This window comes from Streptomyces sp. LHD-70 (assembly GCF_031157275.1).
GTDB lineage: Bacteria > Actinomycetota > Actinomycetes > Streptomycetales > Streptomycetaceae > Streptomyces.
In genome coordinates, this window is the sequence record NZ_JAVIFW010000013.1 from 133908 (window position 1) to 153327 (window position 19420).

A 19420-nucleotide genomic window follows, 5' to 3' on the forward strand; every position below is an offset into this window, starting at 1 on the left:
CAACGCAGGGCGCCGCACGGCCGGTTGACCGTACGGCGCCCTGGTAGGTGCGTCACACCTTGAGGTACTTGCGCAAGGCGAAGAAAGCCGCAAGAGCGGGCATCAGCAAGCCGATCGCGAGGACCAGCGGCAGCTTGGCGATGAGCTGGTCCCAGCCGACGAACTGGATCAACTGAAGCTTGTCCGCGAGCGCGAGACCGTGGTCGATGAGGAAGTACCGGCCCACGACCAGCATCACGCAGGCGACCCCGGCACCGAGCAGACCGGCGAAGGCGGCCTCCATGATGAACGGCATCTGGATGTAGAAGCTGGACGCACCGACGAGCCGCATGATCCCCGTCTCACGTCTACGGCTGAACGCCGATACGCGCACGGTGTTGACGATCAGCATCATCGCGACGATCAGCATCAGCGCCATCACCGCGAGCGCCGCGTAGTTCATGCCGTTGAGCAGCTCGAAGAGGTTGTCGACGGTCTTGCGCTGGTCCTCCACCGCCTGGACGCCGTCCCGCCCGTCGAAGGCCGACTTGATGAGCTGGTACTTCTCCGGGTCCTTCAACTTGATCCGGAACGATTCCTGCATCTGGTCCGGCGTAAGGGAGTTGACCAGCGGGGAGTCGCCGAACTGCTCCTTGTAGTGCTTGTACGCCTCGTCGCTGGACTCGTGGATGACGTTCTCGACGGACGGCATGTCATCCAGGTCCGCCTTGACGGCGTCCTTCTGGTCCGACGTGACCGCGCCCTTGGTGCACTTCGGGTCGGTCTCCGCGTCTCCCTTGTTGCAGAAGAAGATCGCGACGTTGACCTTGTCGTACCAGTAGCCCTTCATCGTGGTCACCTGGTCGCGCATGAGCAGCGAGCCGCCGAAGAGCGCCAGGGAGAGGGCGACGGAGACGATGACCGCGAAGGTCATCGTGAGATTGCGGCGGAGACCGACGCCGATCTCCGACAGGACGAATTGGGCGCGCATGGCGTCCTTTCAGTGCTCGTTAGCTGCCCGGTACTGCTGGGGGCTCCTGCTCAGTGCTGGTAGCCGTAGACGCCGCGCGACTGGTCGCGGACGAGGCGGCCCTGCTCCAGCTCGATGACGCGCTTGCGCATCTGGTCCACGATCTGCTGGTCGTGGGTGGCCATCACGACGGTGGTGCCGGTCCGGTTGATGCGGTCGAGCAGCTTCATGATGCCGACGGACGTCTGCGGGTCCAGGTTTCCGGTGGGCTCGTCGGCGATCAGCAGCATCGGGCGGTTCACGAAGGCGCGGGCGATGGCCACGCGCTGCTGCTCACCACCCGAGAGCTCACCGGGCATCCGGTCCTCCTTGCCGCCGAGGCCGACCAGGTCGAGCACCTCGGGGACGGTCTTGCGGATGGTGCCGCGCGGCTTGCCGATCACCTCGAGCGCGAACGCGACGTTCTCGCCGACGGTCTTGTTGGGCAGCAGGCGGAAGTCCTGGAAGACGGTGCCCAGCTGACGCCGCATGTGCGGCACCTTCCAGTTGGACAGGCGCGCCAGGTCCTTGCCGAGGACGTGCACCTGGCCGTGGCTGGCGCGCTCCTCGCGAAGGAGCAGCCGCAGGAAGGTGGACTTTCCGGAGCCGGAGGACCCCACGAGGAAGACGAACTCGCCCTTCTCGATCTCGAGAGAGACATCCCTGAGTGCAGGACGGGTCTGCTTCGGGTAGGTCTTGGACACGTTGTCGAATCGGATCACGGATGCGCCTCGTACGTCTGGGGGCGTCGGGGGTAGGTGAGCGTGACCCTACGCGAAGCGGCGTGCGCAGCGCAGTCGGCGTCCTGGGTTGCGCGGTTTATCACGGATCTGACCGGCGTGCGGCCTGGAACACTTCGGGCTGAACCAGTGGAGTTCCGGCGGGGCGCGCCGAAATCCGGGGAAGCTGGCACAGTGGTAGAGGGAACGGTTGCGTTCCCCTGAGCGTTGTGCGGAGGCAGACCGGAGCACCGAGACTGCGTCACGGCGTGGGGCAGATTCGTTGCAGGGCGGCTTCGCCGCGCGGGAGGAGGAGGCGGCATGACCTTTGACAGGTTGGTCTGCGCGAACTGCGCGGCGCCGGTGAGCGAAGGGCGCTGCCCCGTATGCAGGGCGAACCGCCAGCGGATGCAGCAGGAGGGCCCTCTGGCCGGGCTGAACCCGGTGACCCTGATCGCGCTGCTGCTCGTGCTGATCGGCGCTGTGGCGCTCCTGGCCCACCAGGCGGCCTGAGCCGCCACTCTCTGCGCGTACGGACATCACGGCGCGTCACGAACATGACGAAAGGGCCCGGAGCGGGATGCTCCGGGCCCTTTCGGCTACTGCTGTCGTCCGGCTACCGCCGGTGATCAGGCAGCGGCGCCGCGGCCACCCACGAGACGGGGCAGCATACGGAAGCCGACACCGCCCGCGATCATCGTGGCGGCACCGACCAGCAGGAACGTGGTCTCGGCGGCGCCCGTCTCGGCGAGCTCCCCCTTGTCCTTGCCCTCGCCGGCGGGGACCTGCGGAGCGGTGTCCGTCAGGCCCTCCTTGCCCTGACCCTGCTCGACGGGCTCGTTGCCGCCGTCGGGGTCGGTGTTGTCGTTGCCGCCGCCGTTGTTGCCGTCACCCGGCTCGGTGGGCTCATCGGTCGGCGGGTCCGTCGGGTCCGGCTCGTCGGTCGGCGGGTCCGTGGGGTCCGTCGGCTCGTCGGTGGGCGGGTCCGTCGGGTCCGTCGGCTCGTCGGTCGGCGGGTCCGTGGGAACGTCGGTGGGCGGGTCCGTCGGGATGTCGGTCGGCGGGTCCGTCGGCTCGTCGTCGTCGCCACCGCCACCCGGCAGGTCGACGCCGACCTCAAGGCCGTTCTCGTCGACGCCGACTCCGGCCTCGGCAACGCCCAGGTCGACACCGATGCCCACTGCGGAAGCGGCGCCGGCCGCGGCCAGCGAAGCACCGGCGGCGATCACCGCACCGGCCGCTATCCGCGCTACGCGGATCCGCGTCTTCTTCGTCATCTGCTGCTACCCCCAGTAGCTGTTTCGTTTTATGGAGCAGCGCCCAGGGCAAAGGCCTATTGGGAGACCGAGAGTGGTCTTTCGCCCCCCGTCACACGTGCCCCGGCATACGCGTACCGCGGGCAACCCTTCCCACAATTAAAGGCCGCGTCAAGGCCGTTGAGCGCCATATGTCCGCTATCAAGGCAGTTGACCGTGGTACGGAGATCCGACTGTGACGGAAAAGGCAACTGCCGCTCAAGAGGGGCCTCCTGAGCGGCAGTTACTTTGTCGACAAAGCCCCGGCGTTCGCGCCCGCTTCGCCCCTGCTTCGGCTGCTTCTCCTGCTGCTTCTGCTACTTCTCCTGCTGCTTGCGCCAGCGGATCCCGGCCTCGAGGAAGCCGTCGATCTCGCCGTCGAGCACCGACTGCGGGTTGCCGACCTCGAACTCCGTCCGCAGGTCCTTCACCATCTGGTACGGGTGCAGGACGTACGAACGCATCTGGTTGCCCCAGGAGCTGCCGCCGTCGCCCTTGAGGGCGTCCATCTTGGCGCGCTCCTCCTGGCGTTGACGCTCGAGCAGCTTGGCCTGGAGGACGTTCATGGCGCTCGCCTTGTTCTGGATCTGGGAGCGCTCGTTCTGACACGAGACCACGATGCCGGTGGGGACGTGCGTGATGCGGACCGCGGAGTCCGTGGTGTTGACGCCCTGGCCGCCGGGGCCCGAGGCGCGGTACACGTCCACGCGCAGCTCGGACTCGTCGATGTCCACGTGGTCGGACTGCTCGACGACCGGGAGGATCTCCACGCCCGCGAACGAGGTCTGGCGGCGGCCCTGGTTGTCGAACGGCGAGATGCGCACCAGGCGGTGCGTGCCCTGCTCGACGGAGAGCGTGCCGTAGGCGTACGGGGCCTTGACGACGAAGGTGGTCGACTTGATGCCGGCCTCTTCCGCGTACGACGTCTCGTAGATCTCCGTGCCGTATCCGTGGCGCTCGGCCCAGCGGAGGTACATGCGCTGGAGCTGCTCGGCGAAGTCGGCCGCGTCCACGCCGCCGGCCTCCGCGCGGATGTTGACCAGGGCCTCGCGCTCGTCGTACTCGCCGGACAGGAGGGTGCGGACCTCCATCTCGTCCAGCGCCTTCCTGACCTCGGTCAGCTCGGCCTCGGCCTCGGCACGGGTGTCCGGGTCGTCCTCCTCCTCGGCCATCTCGAAGAGCACGCCCAGGTCGTCGAGGCGGTTGCGGAGGGCCTCCGCCTTGCGGACCTCGGCCTGCAGATGCGACAGGCGACTGGTGATCTTCTGCGCCGCCTCCGGGTCGTCCCACAGGGACGGTGCCGCGGCCTGCTCCTCGAGCACGGCGATATCGGCCCTCAGCTTGTCCAGATCCAGGACGGCCTCGATGGACGTCATGGTGGAGGCGAGGGACTTGAGCTCTTCGGAAACATCGACGACTGCCACGACACCAGCCTAACGGCTCGACGAACGGGGACTCTCCCCCCTGTGGACAACCGGCGTCCGGCCCGTGATTCCGGGGCCGCGAGGGGTCTGGTACGGCTCAGGGGACGACCGGGGCGGACGGGCTCGCGCCCTTGTTGTCCTGCGGGGTCGCGTCCGCGTCGTCCCCGCTGAGGGCGAGCCAGCCGCCCACGCCGACCGCCGCCGCCACTCCCACCGCGGCCGCGGTCAGGGCCAGGCGGCGGCGCCGGGCCTCCATGCGGTGCCGGGCCGAGCCGGGGCGCGGGGCCCCCGCGGCACGCGGGGCGCGGGCCGTGCCCCGGGCGCCGCCCGCGAGCTCGTCCGGTCCCGGCACCCGCATCGACGTGTGGGTGTCGCGGTTGGAGTCCGTCGCGGTGCCCGGCACGAGCGGCACGGCACCGCGCCGGGGCGTGCGGGGCTCGGTGGGGTACTGCTCGTTCTCGGCGTACGGGGCGGGCTCCTCCTGCGACTCCGCGTCCGGCTCGTCCACGTCCAAGGGGCCCATCCCGGCGAGCAGGGGCAGCTGTTCGCGCAGCCGGGCGGCGAGTTCGGAGGCGCGCAGCCGGGACGCGGGCGCCTTGGCGAGGCACTGCACGAGCAGCTGCCACAGCTCCTCGGGGATGCCGGGGAGCGGGACCACGGTCTCCGTGACGTGCCTGCGCAGGACGGCGCCGGGGTGGCCGCCGCCGAACGGGGTGAATCCGGCGAGGAGTTCGTACAGGACCGTCGCCAGGGCGTAGATGTCCACGGCGGCGCGCGGGGGCAGGCCCTCGATGATCTCGGGGGCCAGGTAGTCCGGGGTGCCGATCACCTTCGTCGCGCGCGTGCGCCGGGGTGAGTCGACGAGCTTGGCCACGCCGAAGTCGGTGAGGAGCGCGGGGTGGGAGCCGCCCGGGCCGAGCGGGCCCTCCATGTCGAGGAGGACGTTCTCCGGCTTCACGTCGCGGTGCACGATGCCGGCGGCGTGCGCGGCTGCCAGGGCGTCGGCCACGTCCGCGGCGATGGCGACGGCCGCCTCGGGGGCGAGCCTGCGTTCCCGGTCGAGGCGGGTGCGCAGGTCGGTGCCGCGGACGAGGTCCATCACGAGGGCGAGGTCGTTGCCGTCCACGACGAGGTCGCGCACGCCGACGACGTGCGGGTCCGAGAGGCTGAGCAGCGCCGTCCGCTCCTGCACGAAGCGGCCCACCAGCTCCTGGTCGGACGCGAGGTCCTCACGCAGCAGCTTGATGGCGACGGGGCCTTCGGGTCCCTCGCCGAGCCACACCGTGCCGGCGGAGCCGCGCCCCAGGATCTGGTTCGCGGTATACCGGCTGCCGATTTTCCGTGCCAAAACTGCTCCTACGGGCTCCTGTTGGCAACAAAGCTACGCGGCTCCGTCACCAACCTTCACGTCCGCGGCGGAAATCACCCTCTGGATGTCGACAAATCTCCAGGGTGGGGGGCGAGTTGGACGGGATCGGGACAGGGCAGGACACGAGAACGGCCACCACGCGTGCGTGGTGGCCGTTCTCGTAGTGCGCTCAGCGGACGTCGTACGGCTCCGCGGTGGAGGTCGTACGGCTACTGCGTGCCGCCCGAGCCGCCGCCCGTGCTGCCCGAGTCACCGCCGAGGTCGCCGACCCAGCCGGTGACCGTGGTGAACCAGTCGGAGAGCTGCTCCCAGTAGTTCTTGCCGGTGCCGATCCACTCCTGGAGCGGGCTCAGCTCCCAGATCAGCCAGCCCGCCACGAACAGGATGACGAGCGAGAACAAGCACCCCTTGAGGCAGCCGAGGCCCGGGATCCGCATCGGGTTGGCGCTGCGGCGCGGCTCGCGCGGCGGGCGCTCCTGCCGGGGCGGCTGCTGCGGCGGCGCATACCGCTGCGGCGGCTGCTGGGGCTGCGGTGCGGGGGCGTACCGCTGCGGCTGGTGCTGCTGCGGGTGGCCGTACCCGGCCGGGGCCTGCTGCTGCGGCTGCTGGACCTGGCGCTGCGGACGGCGGCGGCGCAGCGGGTCCTGGCTCGGGTCGAGGTACTGCTGGACCTGCGTCTGTTCGTTGCGATCGCGCGCCGCGCGGAGCTGGTTCTCCCAGGGGTGCGGGCCGTCCGGCTCCGGCGGCCCGTCGGGACGCGGCGGCACGGGCGGCATCACCGAGGTCGGGTCCGCGTCACCGGAACCCGAGGGTCCGGTGTGCTGCATGACGCTGGTCGCGGCGTTGGGGTCGGCGTCGCCGTACGAACCGGCGTTGCTCGGCAGCGCCTGGGTGGGGTCGGCGGCGCCGGGGGTCCCGGGGACCGGGGCGGGCGCCGGGTCGGGCGCGAGCAGGACGCCCACGCCCTCGGCGGCGGCGATCTGCGCGGAGTTCGCGTGCACCCCGATGCCCTCGGAGACGGTGCGCAGGGCGCGGCCGAGACTCTCGGCGCTGGGCCGTTCGTCGGGGTTCTTGCGCAGGCAGCGCTCGATGGCGGTCCAGAGCGGCTGCGGGACGGTGCTGGGGCGGCGCGGCTCCTCGCTGAGGTGCCGGTGCAGCACTTCGAGTGCGGTGCCGCCGGCGAACGGCGGGCGTCCGGTGACGAGTTCGTAGAGCAGGATTCCGGCACCGTAGATGTCCACGGCGGAGGTCTGGGGGCGGCCCTCGGCGGACTCGGGCGCCACGTACGCGGGCGTGCCGACGAATTCGTGGGTGCGGGTCAGGCCCGGGGAGTCGGCGAGGCGGGCGATGCCGAAGTCGGTCAGCATCGGGCGCATGCCGCCGTCGTCCTCCTTGAGGAGGACGTTGGCGGGCTTGAGGTCGCGGTGCACGACGCCGTCGGCGTGGCTCGCGGCGAGCGCGTCGGCGATCTGCGCGGTCAGGAGGGCGGCCGCGACCGGGGTCATCGGGCCGTTCTCACGGATGTACCGGTGCAGGTCGGGGCCGTCGACGAGGTCCATGACCAGGGCGAGCAGATCGCCCTCGACCACCAGGTCGCGCGTGCGGACGATGTTCTCGTGCGTCAGGCGGAGCAGCACGGAGCGTTCGCGCAGGAAGCGCATCACGACGTCCGCGTCGTTCGCCAGCTCCTCCTTGAGGACCTTGATCGCGACGGTCTCGCCGGGCTGCCCGGCCACTGCGGCCTCGGCGCCCGCGGTCTCGCGCTGGCGGGCTCGCCAGACGGTGCCCGTGGCGCCGCGTCCGAGCGGCTCCTCGAGCAGGTACTTGCTGCCTACCGGCCGCACGTCATGCGCTCCCTGTCGATCTGGTCCTGCTGGTCTGATGTCCGGTTGCTGTCACTGGTGCTGATCACCGGTTCTGGTCAGTGCTGCTGGTCGCCGACTCGTCGCGGGCTTTCGCGCGGGTGCTCGTCCAGTGTTGCCGATCCACTGTAGTGGGGCCCGGACGGCGCCGGTCTGGCGTTGTCTGCCCAGGCGCCACCCTCGTACACGTTCCTGTGCGTCCCGTGTACGCGGTGGAAGCGGCTGAAGGGGAAGACGTGCGACTGCGGTGGTTGGTTGCCGCGGACGTCCGGGCGGGCCGTCCACAACGATCCCATCCGGCCTGTGCAGGCACTTTTGCGAGCAGACCCAGCCAATCAAGATCACTTGATGGTGGGTGGCGGGCGTGTTGTCAGTGCCAGGTGCGAGGATGCACAGCAGCACGGAGCCATGCCGTGTTCGGTGGGGGGAGTCACATGGGCCGTCCTCCTGCCGGGCACCCGCGCAGAAGGGACCGCTGACGGCGATGCAGATCCGGCTGTCTGTCCTCGGGCCGCCCGGCGGCCGGACCCCGCAGTCCGGCCAGGGCGCGCCGCCCCGTGCCTGTGACGTGCTGGTCACGGCGCCCACCGGGACCGCCCTTGCCGCCGTGGCCTCGGGCCTGGCGGCGGCTGCAGGAGTCCCGGACGGCCCGGCGGTGGTGTACGCGGGCAGGGACCGCCTGGACGCCGCCACCGCCACGCTCGGCGAGCCCCCCTTGATCGACGGCGCCGTGCTCTCCCTGCAGGGCCCCGCCGAGCCCGCCCCGTCCACCTCGGGCGCCCCGGCCCGGCTGCATGTCGTCGCCGGTCCGGACGCGGGCGGTGTGCATCTGCTGCACGGCGGCCGGATCAGCATCGGCCGCTCCGCCGACGCGGACGTGCCCCTTGACGACCCGGACGTCTCCCGGCTGCACTGCGCGGTCACGGTCGGTGAGGACGGCCGTGTCTCGGTCTCCGACCTGAATTCGACGAACGGCACATCGGTCGACGGCCGCCCGGTGACCGACCGCCCGGTGCGGCTCTCGCCGGGCGCGCTGCTGCGGGTCGGCGAGTCCACGCTCCGGCTCGGCGCCGCGCGGGACGAGCCGCCGCTCCCCGCCTTCGCGGACGGCGAGGGCCAGCTGCGCGTCGGCGCAGAGCCGGACCCGGGCCCGCCCTCCGCGCGCGTGGCGGCCGAGTCCGGCGGACAGCCCCCGCTGGGTTCAACGGTCCGGGGATACGGGGCATCGGCGCCCTTCTCCGGCGCGGACGGGCCGGGTCGGGCACTGGGCCAGGGCGCGAACGAGCCGAGTCGCGCGCCGGGCCAGGGCGCGTCCGGACCCGGAACGCCGCCCGGGGACGGTGGGTACGGCTCGCCGGACGACGCCACCAACGCGCGCGGGATCTCCTCCGGCGGGGCGCCCGGCACCGCGGGCGGCGTCAACTCCGGTACGGGCAGGGGTGATTCATCCGGCACGGGCAGGGGTGATTCATCCGGCACGGGCAGGGGCGTTTCATCCGGTACGGGCAGGGGCGTTTCATCCGGCGCGGGCAGGGGCGATGCACCTGACGCACCCGGCTCACCGCAGCCGTACGCGACGGGTCCGGCGGACGAGGACGACACCGCGTACGACGCGTACGACCCGTACGAACGGAACCGCACCGGGACGCCCGCGCGGGGCACGACCGTGCCGCGGCAGGTGCGCAGGCGCGGCGGGATCGGCGCCTGGGCGCGGCGCATCACCGGCGGGCGGACCGAACGTGAGGCGGAGGGGGCCGTCCCGGCGGGGGCGCTCGCGCCCGTGGAGCCGGCCGTTCCGGAGGCCTGGCCCGATCCGGCCACGCTGCTCCTGACCGCCCTCGGCCCCGGACCACGGCTGTGGGAGCGCGACCCCTCGCACCCCGAGGCACTGGCGGTACGGCTCGGCACAGCGGACCGGACGGCGCCGGACGGCGGACTCCTTCCGGCCGTGCCCGTGACGGTCGGGCTGCGCGAGGCGGGCGCGCTCGGCCTCGCCGGGCCCCGGCCGCGCCTGGCCGGGCTCGCCCGCGCGGCGCTGGCCCAGCTCGCCGCACTGCACTCCCCCACCGACCTGGAGATCGTGCTCATCAGCACGGACCGGGGCCGCGGCATCGAGGAGCGCACCGCGCAGTGGTCCTGGCTCGGCTGGCTCCCGCACGTGCGCCCCGGCCACGGCCAGGACTGCCGACTGCTGTTCGCGTACGACCGCGAGCAGGCCGCCGCCCGGACCGGCGAGCTGCTGCGCCGCCTGGACGAGCACCTTCAGGAGGAGGGCCGCGGCCCGGTCACCGGCGGTGCGGTCGGCTCGGGGGCGCCGGACGCGTCCAGGCCGGAGGTGGCGGCCCCCGAGGAGTCCATAGCCTCGACGGGCCCGGCGTACGCCCCCACGGCCGAGGCGGCGGCGGGCGCGACCAGCGCCGCCACCCCGGCCTCCACTGGCGGTCGACAGGCCCCACAGCGACGCGAGTTCACCGGCCCGCTCACCGTGCTCGTCGTCGACGGGGACCCGGGTTCGGCAGCGCTGCGGGAGGCCACCGTGCGCCTGACGGCCGAGGGGCCGGCGGCCGGTATCCATGTGCTGTGTCTCGCCGAGACGCCCGCCGCCTCGCCCGCGTCCCCGATGACGGCGACGTACGAGGCGGCCTGTGCGGCTTCGCCCGCGTTCCGCGCGTGTGGTGCCGTGGCGCTCCTGAGCGGTGATGTGGCGACCGCGCTGCGCCTGCTGCGTACGTCGCAGGGCCGACCGGTCGGGCACGGCACCGTCGCCTCGGTGGACGCCGTGTCCGCCGCGTGGGCCGAGCGGTTCGCCCGCGCCCTGGCGCCGCTGCGCCCTGCGGACGCGGGCGGCGAGCGGCACGCGCGCGTGGCCGCGCCCCTGCCTCAAGCGGCCCGCCTGCTCGACGAGTTGGGGCTCGCCCGCGCCACCCCTGCCTCCCTGATGGCGCGATGGGCGGCGGCAGCGGACGACCCCGACGCGCTGGGCGGCCGCGCCCAGGCCGTGCTCGGTGCGGGCCCGCGCGGCCCGCTCTGCGCCGACCTCGTGGCGGCGGGCCCGCACCTCCTTGCGGAGGGCCCGGCGGGCAGCGGCCGTACGGAACTGCTGCGTTCCGTTTCCGCCGCCCTGGCCTCCGCGGAGCGGCCGGACCGGCTGCGCCTGGTCCTGGTGGACGGCGCGGGCACCGAGCGCGGCGACGGACTGCGGGTCTGCACGGACCTGCCGCACGTGACGGCGCATCTGGCCGCCAACGACCCCGTACGGATGCGGGAGTTCGCGCAGGCCCTGACGGCGGAGCTGAAGCGGCGGGCGGAGCTGCTCGGCCGGATCGACTTCGCGGAGTGGCATACGCAGCAGGCGGTGGCGCGGCGGCTCGTCCCGCAGCGCAGCCGCTCCGCGAGCGGGGCCGGTCGCTCCGGGGCCGGGCCCGGGCCCGGTGGCGCAGCGGACCTGTCCGGTTCCGGGGATCTCTCCGGCTCCGGGGACCTGGACAGTCCGCCGAGTACGACCCTCAAGTTGCGGCCGCCGCAAGGGCGTTCGGCGGCGGGTGCCGCTCGTGGTTCGGATGGTACGGGCGGTTCCGGTGGCGCCGGGCAGCCGTCCGCCGTGGCTCAGCCCCAGCCGGATTCGCCCCTTCCGCGCCTCGTGGTGGTCGTGGACGACCTGGACGCGCTGGTCGCCCCGGCCCTGGGCGCGCCCGGCCGGCCGTCGGCGGGCTCGGTGGTCCGCGCCCTTGAGGCCGTCGCACGCGAGGGGGGTCGGCTCGGTGTGCACCTGGTGGCGGCGTCGGGACGCCCGGAGCGTACGGCGGAGACGGAGCTCGCCCGCCGGGCTACCCTGCGGATCGTGCTCGACGCCCCCTCCGCGGCGCCCGAGGATCCGGCGCCGGGGCGTGGGTGGCTGCACACGGCGGCCGGGGCGGAAACTCCGTTCCAGGCGGGGCGGGTGACGGGGCGTATTCCGCGGACGTCCACGCTCCGCCCCACGGCGGTGCCGTTGGAGTGGCACCGGATGGGGGATCCTCCGGAGCGCCGCCCTGTACGAGAACTGGGCAACGGGCCGACCGACTTGGCGCTGCTTGCCAGTGCGTTGGAGCGGGCGGCGTCCGTTCCGGCGGGGTAGGGGGTCTTTCCGGACGCGGTCCCGTCCCGGGTTCTTTCCGGACGAGGTCCCGTCCCGTCGGCTCGGGCGCCGTCGATCGCCCTTCGGGCTCGTCCTCAAGCGCCGGACAGGCTGGTTTTGATCCCCTCCCCGCCCCTTCCCGACTGTGTCCGATATGCGGCTGGCGCCGCGTGGCTGCGGCGCTGTTTGGTCAGCTGCCGCGCCGTCGTGGCTGGTCGCGCAGTTCCCCGCGCCCCTAAAAACCAGGGGCAAACACCGCATCGCAGCATCACGAGCCGATCACGATCGTCCACCCCGCCTCGCAGGCGCTATTGCCCGAGGTGGGTCCCGGGCGTAGACCTGTCCGAACAGCGCACCGCACGGCGTTCACGAGACGGGGCAGAGATGCGTACAACGCGTACAACTCTTCGTACACGTAAGGAAGTTGGGAGAGGCAGAGTCGCCGTGGCGTTGGTTGCCGTCGGGGCGCTCGCGCTGGCCGGGTGCGGCAGCGGCGGGGAGGGCGAGAAGGGCGAGGGCAAGGGCGGCGCCGCGCAGAAGCCCACCGTGAAACTGCCCGAGCTCGACGGCCAGAAGGTGTCCGTCGCCGCCGTGTGGGGCGGTGCGGAGCGCAAGGTGTTCCTGCAGGTGCTCGACGAGTTCGAGAAGCGGACCGGCGCCGAGGTGTCCTTCGTACCGGCGCAGGACCCGATCATCGGCTTCCTTGAGTCGAAGGTCGCGGGCGGTGAGCCGCCGGACGTGGCGATGCTGCCGCAGGTCGGCGCGATCGAGCAGGCCGTGGCCAACAAGTGGGCCAAGCCGGTCGGGCCGGAGGCGCAGAAGCAGCTGGAGAAGAACTACGCCGCAGGGTGGCGGGAGCTCGGCGCTGTCGACGGCGAGCAGTACGGGGTGTACTTCAAGGCCGCCAACAAGTCGCTCGTCTGGTACAACACCGCCGTCATGGAGAACGCCGGCGGGCAGGAGCCGAAGACCTGGGACGACTTCCTGCAGACCGCGCAGATGATCTACGACTCGGGCATCGCCCCGGTCTCCGTCGGCGGCGCCGAGGCGTGGACGCTCACCGACTGGTTCGAGAACATCTACCTCTCCCAGGCGGGGCCCGAGAAGTACGACCAGCTCGCCCAGCACGAGATCAAGTGGACCGATCCGTCCGTGAAGAAGGCGCTCAGCACACTCGGTGAGCTGTTCGGCGAGAAGGGCTTCGTCGCGGGCGGCCAACGGGGCGCACTCGGCACGGAGTTCCCCGAGTCGGTCAAGCAGACCTTCGTCGGCGGGGACCAGCCGAAGGCGGGCATGGTCTTCGAGGGCGACATGGTCTCGCTCGCCATCGCGGAGACGGACGCGAAGATCGGTACGGACGCCAAGGTGTTCCCCTTCCCGGCGGTCGGCGAGGAGTCCCCGGCCGTGGTCGGCGGTGACGCCGCCGTCGCCCTGAAGGACAGCAAGGGCGCCCAGGCCCTGCTCACGTATCTGGCCTCGCCGGACGCGGCGGCGATCTGGGCGAAGGCGGGCGGATTCGTCTCGCCGAACAAGAACCTCGACTTCGCGGTGTACCCCAACGACGTGCAGCGCGACATCGCCAAGGCCCTGATCGCGGCGGGCGACGACATCCGCTTCGACATGTCCGACCAGGCGCCGCAGGCCTTCGGCGGCACGCCCGGCAAGGGCGAGTGGAAGGCGCTGCAGGACTTCCTGAAGAACCCGAAGGACGTCGCGGGTACGCAGAAAGCCCTGGAGGACGCCGCGGCCAAGGCGTACAAGGACTGACACGGTGGCCTCGGAGGTACGCGCCGGAACTCCGGCGGCAGGCACCACGAGCGTCAAAGGCACCCACAAGCGCAGCGTCACCGGCACGCGCAAGCGCATGGCCACGGCCTTCCTGCTGCCCGCGCTTGTGCTGCTCGGCGCGCTCGTGGTCTACCCGATCGGGTACTCGGTCCACCGCAGCTTCTTCGACAAGTCCGGCGACTTCACCGGATTCGGCAACTACGTCACGCTGTTCACCGACGACACCATCCTCACCGCGATCCGCAACAACGCGATCTGGGTGGTGCTCGCGCCGACCATCGCCACCGCGCTCGGCCTGATCTTCGCGGTGCTCACCGAGCGGATCCGCTGGGGCACGGCGTTCAAGCTGCTCGTGTTCATGCCGATGGCGATCTCGATGCTCGCCGCGGGCATCATCTTCCGCCTGGTCTACGAACAGGACCCGGACCGGGGTGCGCTGAACGCCGTATGGGTGGGTGTGCACGACTCGTTCGCGGAGTCCTCGGCGTTCCCGAAGGCGCATCCGGGCCAGGAGTCGCCGCTGAAGCCGGGCGGCGGCGGCAGCTTCATCACGCGTACGACGGTGGCGGCGGGCGAGCCCGTCGCGCTGCCGTTGCTCGGCGTGCCCAAGGAGCAGATGCCGGGCGAGGCGGCACCGGCGAAGGCGGCCGCGGCCGAGCCCGGCAAGGTCACGGGTACCGCCTGGCAGGACTTCACGCTCGGCAAGGGCGTGGGCGAGCGCAACGCCCCGGACGCCTCCGAGTCCGGCTACCCGGGCATCACGATCGAGGCGGTGAAGGACGGCAAGGTCGTGGAGTCCACGAAGGCCGCCGCCGACGGCACCTTCGAGCTGTCCGCGAAGGCCGATGGGGCCCGACTCCGCTTCCCCGCAGGCAACTTCAGGGAGCCCTACAACGGCGTCGACTGGCTGGGCCCGGACAAGGTGCTGCCGTTCATCGGGGTCAACTTCGTGACGCTGTCGGTGATCCTCGCGTACGTCTGGATGTGGGCGGGCTTCGCCATGGTGCTGATCGCCGCCGGGCTCGCGGCCATTCCGCGGGAGCTCCTGGAGGCGGCGCGGGTGGACGGCGCAGGCGAGTGGCAGGTCTTCCGCCGGGTGACGGTGCCGCTGCTCGCGCCGGTGCTCGCGGTGGTCCTGGTGACCCTGATGATCAACGTCCTGAAGATCTTCGACCTGGTCTTCATCATCGCGCCGGGCGACGTCCGCGACGACGCCAACGTCCTCGCGCTGCAGCTCTACAACTCCTTCGTGGACCGCGACTCGGGCGTCGCGAGCGCCATCGCGGTGCTGCTGTTCCTCCTGGTCGTCCCGGTGATGGCCTTCAACGTACGGCGACTGCGCAGGGAGGTGCGGCGATGAGTGCGCTCGGCGACACCGCGCGGACGGAGCAGGAGAGCCGGACGGAGAAGGGCAGCCGGACGAAGGCCGAGCGGTCCGCCGCGTCCCGGATCGCCGGGGCGCTCAGCGGTGGCCTGATGCGGGTGTTCCTCCTGGTCGTGGGCCTGCTGTGGCTCGTGCCGACCATCGGTCTCGCACTGTCCTCACTGCGTGAGCCCGCCGACATCAGCGCGAGCGGCTGGTGGGAGGTGTTCACGATCCCCTCGCAGATCACCGTCGAGAACTACACCCACCTGCTGCGGGACGAGACGATCACCAACTCGCTGCTCTCCACGGTGGCGATCACGGTCCCGTCGACACTGCTCGTGGTGGTGATCGGCTCGCTCGCCGGGTACGCCTTCGCGTGGATGGAGTTCCCGGGGCGCGACTGGTGGTTCCTCGGGGTCGTGGGGCTGCTCGTGGTGCCGGTGCAGGTGGCGCTGCTTCCGGTGTCCCGGCTCTTCGGCACCATCGGGATCTTCGAGACGACGCTCGGCGTGATCCTCTTCCATGTGGCGTTCGGCCTGCCGTTCGCGATCTTCCTGCTCCGGAACTTCTTCGCGGAGATCCCGAGGGAGCTCCTGGAGGCGGCCCGGCTCGACGGCGCGGGTGAACTGGGGCTGTTCTTCCGGGTGGTGATGCCGCTCGGCGGGCCCGCGATCGCCTCGCTCGGCATCTTCCAGTTCCTGTGGGTGTGGAACGACATGCTGGTCGCGCTGATCTTCGCCGACTCCAAGAACCCGCCGATCACGGTCGCGCTCCAGCAGCAGGTGCGGCACTTCGGCGACAACGTCTCGATCCTCGCGCCGGGCGCGTTCCTGTCGATGGTGATCCCGCTCGCCGTGTTCTTCGCCTTCCAGCGGCAGTTCGTCTCCGGGGTGATGGCTGGCGCCGTCAAGTAGCGGCGGCGGGTCACGCACCGTACTCCGTTCGGCTCAACTTGCCGGATTCGTACGTGAGTTGACCACGTAGCCCACGAGGGCGGTCTCGGGCGGGATTCCGCGGGCCGCCCTCACCCCTTTGGCACATTCGGCGTAACCGGACCCTCCATTTAGGGGTTGTCGGGCAGTATGCCCGCGCCCACCCATGGATGTGCCTTGCCCCGGTTCAGTGTCATCGTCCCCGCATACAAGGTGCAGGCATACCTGTACGAATCGCTCCACTCCGTCCTGAGACAGTCCTTCACGGACCTGGAGCTGATCGCGGTCGACGACTGCTCACCGGACGGTTCGGGCGAGATCATCGACGAGCTCGCGGCGGCCGACCTGCGGGTCAGGCCCGTGCACCTGACGGAGAACGTGGGCCTCGGGCGCGCCCGCAACGCCGGCATGGAGCACGCCACCGGCGACTACCTGATCTTCCTGGACGGCGACGACACCCTCACTCCCGGCGCCCTCGCCGCCACCGCCGACCGCCTCAAGGAGACCGGCTCCCCCGACGTCCTGATCTACGACTACGCCCGCACCTACTGGACCGGCCGCGAAGTGCGGAACATGCAGGCCGCGCAGCTCTCCCAGGACGGCCCGGCCCCCTTCCGGCTCGCCGACCGGCCGGGCCTGATGAAGCTGCTCATGGTGGTGTGGAACAAGGCCTACAGCCGGGAGTTCATCGAGCGGGAGGGCCTCCGGTTCCCTCCCGGTTACTACGAGGACACCCCGTTCACCTATCCAGTTCTGATGGCAGCGGAAACGATCGCCACCCTGGACCGGGTGTGCGTGCACTACCGGCAGCGCCGCCAGGGCAACATCCTCGGCACGACCAGCCGGAAGCACTTCGACATCTTCGACCAGTACGACCGGGTCTTCGCGCACTTCGACGCCCGGCCGGAGTTCGCCGCGTGGCGGCCCGTCGTGTTCCGACGCATGGTCGACCACTACGCGACCGTCTTCGCCAGGCCGGAACGGCTGCCCCGCCGCAGCCGCCCCGAGTTCCTGCGCAGAGCCCGCGAGCAGTACCGCCGCCACCACGTCCCCGGGCTCCGGCTCGACCCGCGCGCCCGGGTGCGGCACGGCCTCATCCGCTTCGCCGCCCACCGCACGTACCGCGCGCTGCGCCTCGCCAAGGCCGCGAAGCTCCGGCTCCGGACCCTCGTCAAGGCCGTGCGGCGGGACGCGCGGGCGGGACTGCTGCGGCTGCACTACCGGGTCCAGCTGTGCCTTCCGGTACGGGACGACCGCGCGGTGTTCGCCGCGTACCGGGCACGTGGGCACGGCGGCGATCCGGGGGCCGTCGAGGAGAAGGTCCGCGAACTCGCGCCGCACATCCGCACCGCGTGGATCGCCGGGCCCGCCCACCACCACACCGTCCCCACAGCCACGAGGAGGATCACCCCCGGCACCGCCGCGTACTGGACGGCCCTGGCCCGCTCCAAGTACCTGGTCCTCGGCACCGACCTCGGCCACCGCCTGGTCAAACGCCGCGCCCAGGTCCGCGTCCAGGCCGAACACGGCACCCCGCTCAAGCGGATGGGCCTCGACCTTCAGGACCGCCCGGCCGCCGCCCGCGGAGCGGACTTCGCGGCGCTCCTCGACGACGCCGACACCTGGGACTACGTCCTGTCCGCCAACCGCCACTCCACTCTCGTCCGGGAGCGCGTCCTGCCCGGCTCGTACACCACCCTGGAGTACGGACAGCCGCGCAACGACCGCTTCCTGCACGCCGGTTCGCAGGACGTCGCCCACCTCCGGGACAGCCTCGGCATCCCGCAGGGCACCCTCGCGATCCTGTACGCCCCGACCGCCCGGGACCACCGGCGCAGCCAGCACCGGCCCCTCGACCTCGACCGGGTGCTGCGCGCACTCGGCCCCCGCTGCACCGTCCTGACCCGCGCCCACCCCACGTACGGCGAACCCCTCAGCGGCGGGGAGCACGCGCGGATCGTCGACGTCTCGGACCACCCGAGCGTCGAGTCGCTGTGCCTGGCGAGCGACGCGCTGATCACGGACTACTCCTCGCTGATGTTCGACTACGCCAATCTGGACCGCCCGATCGTCCTGTTCACCGACGACCGCGAGGTGTACGAGGCGACCCGCGGCACCTACTTCGACCTGCGGTCCTGCCCGCCGGGCCCACTGGCGCAGGACGAGGACGAGCTGATCGACATCTTCGCCACGGGCCACTGGCGCGGCTCGCGCTCGGCGCAGTTGCGGGCCGCGTTCCGGGAGCGGTTCTGCGCCCTGGACGACGGGCGGGCCGCGGAGCGCGTGGTCCGCCATGTGTTCCTCGGCCAGAGCGCCGGTCTGCCGCCGGTGCTGCCGCTCGCCGACCGCCGCCCGGCACCGGTCCCACCGGTGGGCGAGCACCTGCCCGAGCAGTCGCAGGGGCCGGTACCCGGCGCCCTGCTGCCCACCAACGACAACTGAAGAAGCAGCGCACCGTCACCCCCCACGCGCACCACGATGCCCATCGCACGCACCTGACAACAGGAGCACCCATGAGCACCACGTCCGCCACCGAGGCACTGCCCCGCCCCACGCGGCTCTCCGATGTGAAGGGCTGGTTCTTCCCCGCCGACCAGTTGCTCTTCGACTGGTTCCTCGACCGGCAGCGCGAGCGCGACCAGCGCGGCGACATCCTCGAACTCGGCGCCTACCTCGGCAAGAGCGCCATCTTCATGGGCTCCTACCTGCGGGACGGCGAGACCTTCACGGTCTGCGACCTCTTCGACTCCCCCGCGCCCGACGACCCCAACTCCAAGGAGATGAACCGCTCCTACTCGACGCTGACCCGCCGCGCCTTCGAGGCCAACTACCGCTCCTTCCACGACGAGCTGCCGACGATCCTCCAGGCCCCGTCCTCGGTCATCGCCGACGAGGTGGCCCCGGACAGCTGCCGCTTCGCGCACATCGACGCCTCGCACCTGTACGAGCACGTGCACGGCGACATCCTCGCCGCCCGCGAACTCCTCGGCCCCGACGGCATCGTGGTCCTGGACGACTTCCGCGCCGAGCACTGCCCGGGGGTCGCCGCCGCCACCTGGGGCGCGGTCGCCACGACGGGCCTGAAGCCGCTGTGCATCACGGCCACGAAGTTCTACGGGACGTGGGGGGCGTACGACGAGGTGCACGGGGAGCTGCGGGAGATGCTCCGCACCCGCAAGGATCTGTGGCACGGGGTGGAGGAGGTCGCCGGATACCCGCTGATCCGGATCGACGGCAAGAAGGCCAAGGCCCCGGCGCAGCCGCGGTCCCGCTACGAGGGTGAACCCCCGGCCCCGACCCCGGCCCCCGCCGAGCCGACCCACACCGGTCTGGCCCGTCTGGCCCGCACGCTCAAGGGCCGCCGCTGAGCCCTGCCGGGGGCTTCTTCCCCTGACCCGCCCCTTCCCGAAACTGGGGCTCCGCCCCAGACCCCTCCCCCAAGCTCTCGGCTTCGCTCGAGCAGGGGGGACCCCCATCTCAAACGCCTGAGGGGCTGGATTTGCCGGTGGGGCGGGTTTTTCAGGGGCGCGGGGAACTGCGCGCCCAGCCACGAGGGCGCG

The 19420-nt window shown here is 71.7% G+C and carries 13 protein-coding genes; 7 read left to right on the plus strand and 6 right to left on the minus strand.

What is annotated here, in order from left to right:
* Positions 1-52 precede the first annotated feature (52 nt).
* Both ftsX and ftsE read right to left on the minus strand, forming a co-directional pair.
* Positions 53-970: a permease-like cell division protein FtsX gene (gene ftsX, locus RCO28_RS25310; protein ID WP_308943567.1), complete on the minus strand. Its 918-nt coding sequence runs from the start codon at positions 968-970 to the stop codon at positions 53-55.
* 50 nt (positions 971-1020) lie between these two features.
* Entirely contained in the window at positions 1021-1710 is a 690-nt protein-coding gene (ftsE, locus tag RCO28_RS25315) for a cell division ATP-binding protein FtsE (protein WP_308943568.1), read from the minus strand.
* A gap of 318 nt (positions 1711-2028) precedes the next feature.
* Between ftsE and RCO28_RS25320 the strand changes: the two genes are divergently transcribed.
* Positions 2029-2220, plus strand: a complete 192-nt coding sequence (locus tag RCO28_RS25320) for a hypothetical protein (RefSeq protein WP_308943569.1) — start codon at positions 2029-2031, stop codon at positions 2218-2220.
* Between the two features lie 116 nt (positions 2221-2336).
* Here RCO28_RS25320 and RCO28_RS25325 read toward each other — a convergent pair whose 3' ends face one another.
* The 4 genes from RCO28_RS25325 to RCO28_RS25340 form a co-directional block, all read right to left on the minus strand.
* Entirely contained in the window at positions 2337-2984 is a 648-nt protein-coding gene (locus tag RCO28_RS25325; protein WP_308943570.1) for a hypothetical protein, read from the minus strand.
* Between the two features lie 335 nt (positions 2985-3319).
* Positions 3320-4426 carry a peptide chain release factor 2 gene (prfB, locus tag RCO28_RS25330; protein WP_308943571.1) on the minus strand — a complete coding sequence of 369 codons (1107 nt, stop codon included), beginning with the start codon at positions 4424-4426 and terminating at the stop codon, positions 3320-3322.
* A gap of 97 nt (positions 4427-4523) precedes the next feature.
* Positions 4524-5774, minus strand: a complete 1251-nt coding sequence (locus RCO28_RS25335; protein ID WP_308943572.1) for a serine/threonine-protein kinase — start codon at positions 5772-5774, stop codon at positions 4524-4526.
* A 230-nt stretch (positions 5775-6004) separates the two neighbouring features.
* A complete protein-coding gene (locus RCO28_RS25340) occupies positions 6005-7639 on the minus strand; it encodes a serine/threonine-protein kinase (RefSeq protein ID WP_308943573.1) in 1635 nt (544 codons plus the stop codon).
* A gap of 502 nt (positions 7640-8141) precedes the next feature.
* Between RCO28_RS25340 and RCO28_RS25345 the strand changes: the two genes are divergently transcribed.
* The 6 genes from RCO28_RS25345 (at position 8142) to RCO28_RS25370 (ending at position 19228) form a co-directional block, all read left to right on the plus strand.
* Complete coding sequence (locus tag RCO28_RS25345) at positions 8142-11774, plus strand: FHA domain-containing protein (RefSeq protein WP_308943574.1); 3633 nt, start codon at positions 8142-8144, stop codon at positions 11772-11774.
* A gap of 384 nt (positions 11775-12158) precedes the next feature.
* Complete coding sequence (locus RCO28_RS25350; RefSeq protein ID WP_308943575.1) at positions 12159-13541, plus strand: extracellular solute-binding protein; 1383 nt, start codon at positions 12159-12161, stop codon at positions 13539-13541.
* Positions 13542-13545: 4 nt separating this feature from the next.
* The gene (locus tag RCO28_RS25355) at positions 13546-14922 is read left to right on the plus strand and encodes a carbohydrate ABC transporter permease (protein WP_374991242.1); all 1377 of its coding nucleotides are present in this window, start codon (positions 13546-13548) and stop codon (positions 14920-14922) included.
* A 116-nt stretch (positions 14923-15038) separates the two neighbouring features.
* Positions 15039-15842: a carbohydrate ABC transporter permease gene (locus tag RCO28_RS25360; protein ID WP_374991245.1), complete on the plus strand. Its 804-nt coding sequence runs from the start codon at positions 15039-15041 to the stop codon at positions 15840-15842.
* Between the two features lie 195 nt (positions 15843-16037).
* Entirely contained in the window at positions 16038-18302 is a 2265-nt protein-coding gene (locus tag RCO28_RS25365; protein WP_308943577.1) for a bifunctional glycosyltransferase family 2 protein/CDP-glycerol:glycerophosphate glycerophosphotransferase, read from the plus strand.
* A gap of 71 nt (positions 18303-18373) precedes the next feature.
* Entirely contained in the window at positions 18374-19228 is an 855-nt protein-coding gene (locus RCO28_RS25370) for a class I SAM-dependent methyltransferase (RefSeq protein WP_308943578.1), read from the plus strand.
* Positions 19229-19420: the final 192 nt, after the last annotated feature.

Excerpts from the sequence above, each read along its gene's own strand:
- ftsX (WP_308943567.1), bottom strand. The coding sequence starts at position 970 with ATGCGCGCCCAATTCGTCCTGTCGGAGATCGGCGTCGGTCTCCGCCGC.
- RCO28_RS25320 (WP_308943569.1), top strand. The coding sequence starts at position 2,029 with ATGACCTTTGACAGGTTGGTCTGCGCGAACTGCGCGGCGCCGGTGAGC.
- RCO28_RS25325 (WP_308943570.1), bottom strand. The coding sequence starts at position 2,984 with ATGACGAAGAAGACGCGGATCCGCGTAGCGCGGATAGCGGCCGGTGCG.
- RCO28_RS25345 (WP_308943574.1), top strand. The coding sequence starts at position 8,142 with ATGCAGATCCGGCTGTCTGTCCTCGGGCCGCCCGGCGGCCGGACCCCG.
- RCO28_RS25350 (WP_308943575.1), top strand. The coding sequence starts at position 12,159 with ATGCGTACAACGCGTACAACTCTTCGTACACGTAAGGAAGTTGGGAGA.
- RCO28_RS25360 (WP_374991245.1), top strand. The coding sequence starts at position 15,039 with ATGCGGGTGTTCCTCCTGGTCGTGGGCCTGCTGTGGCTCGTGCCGACC.
- RCO28_RS25370 (WP_308943578.1), top strand. The coding sequence starts at position 18,374 with ATGAGCACCACGTCCGCCACCGAGGCACTGCCCCGCCCCACGCGGCTC.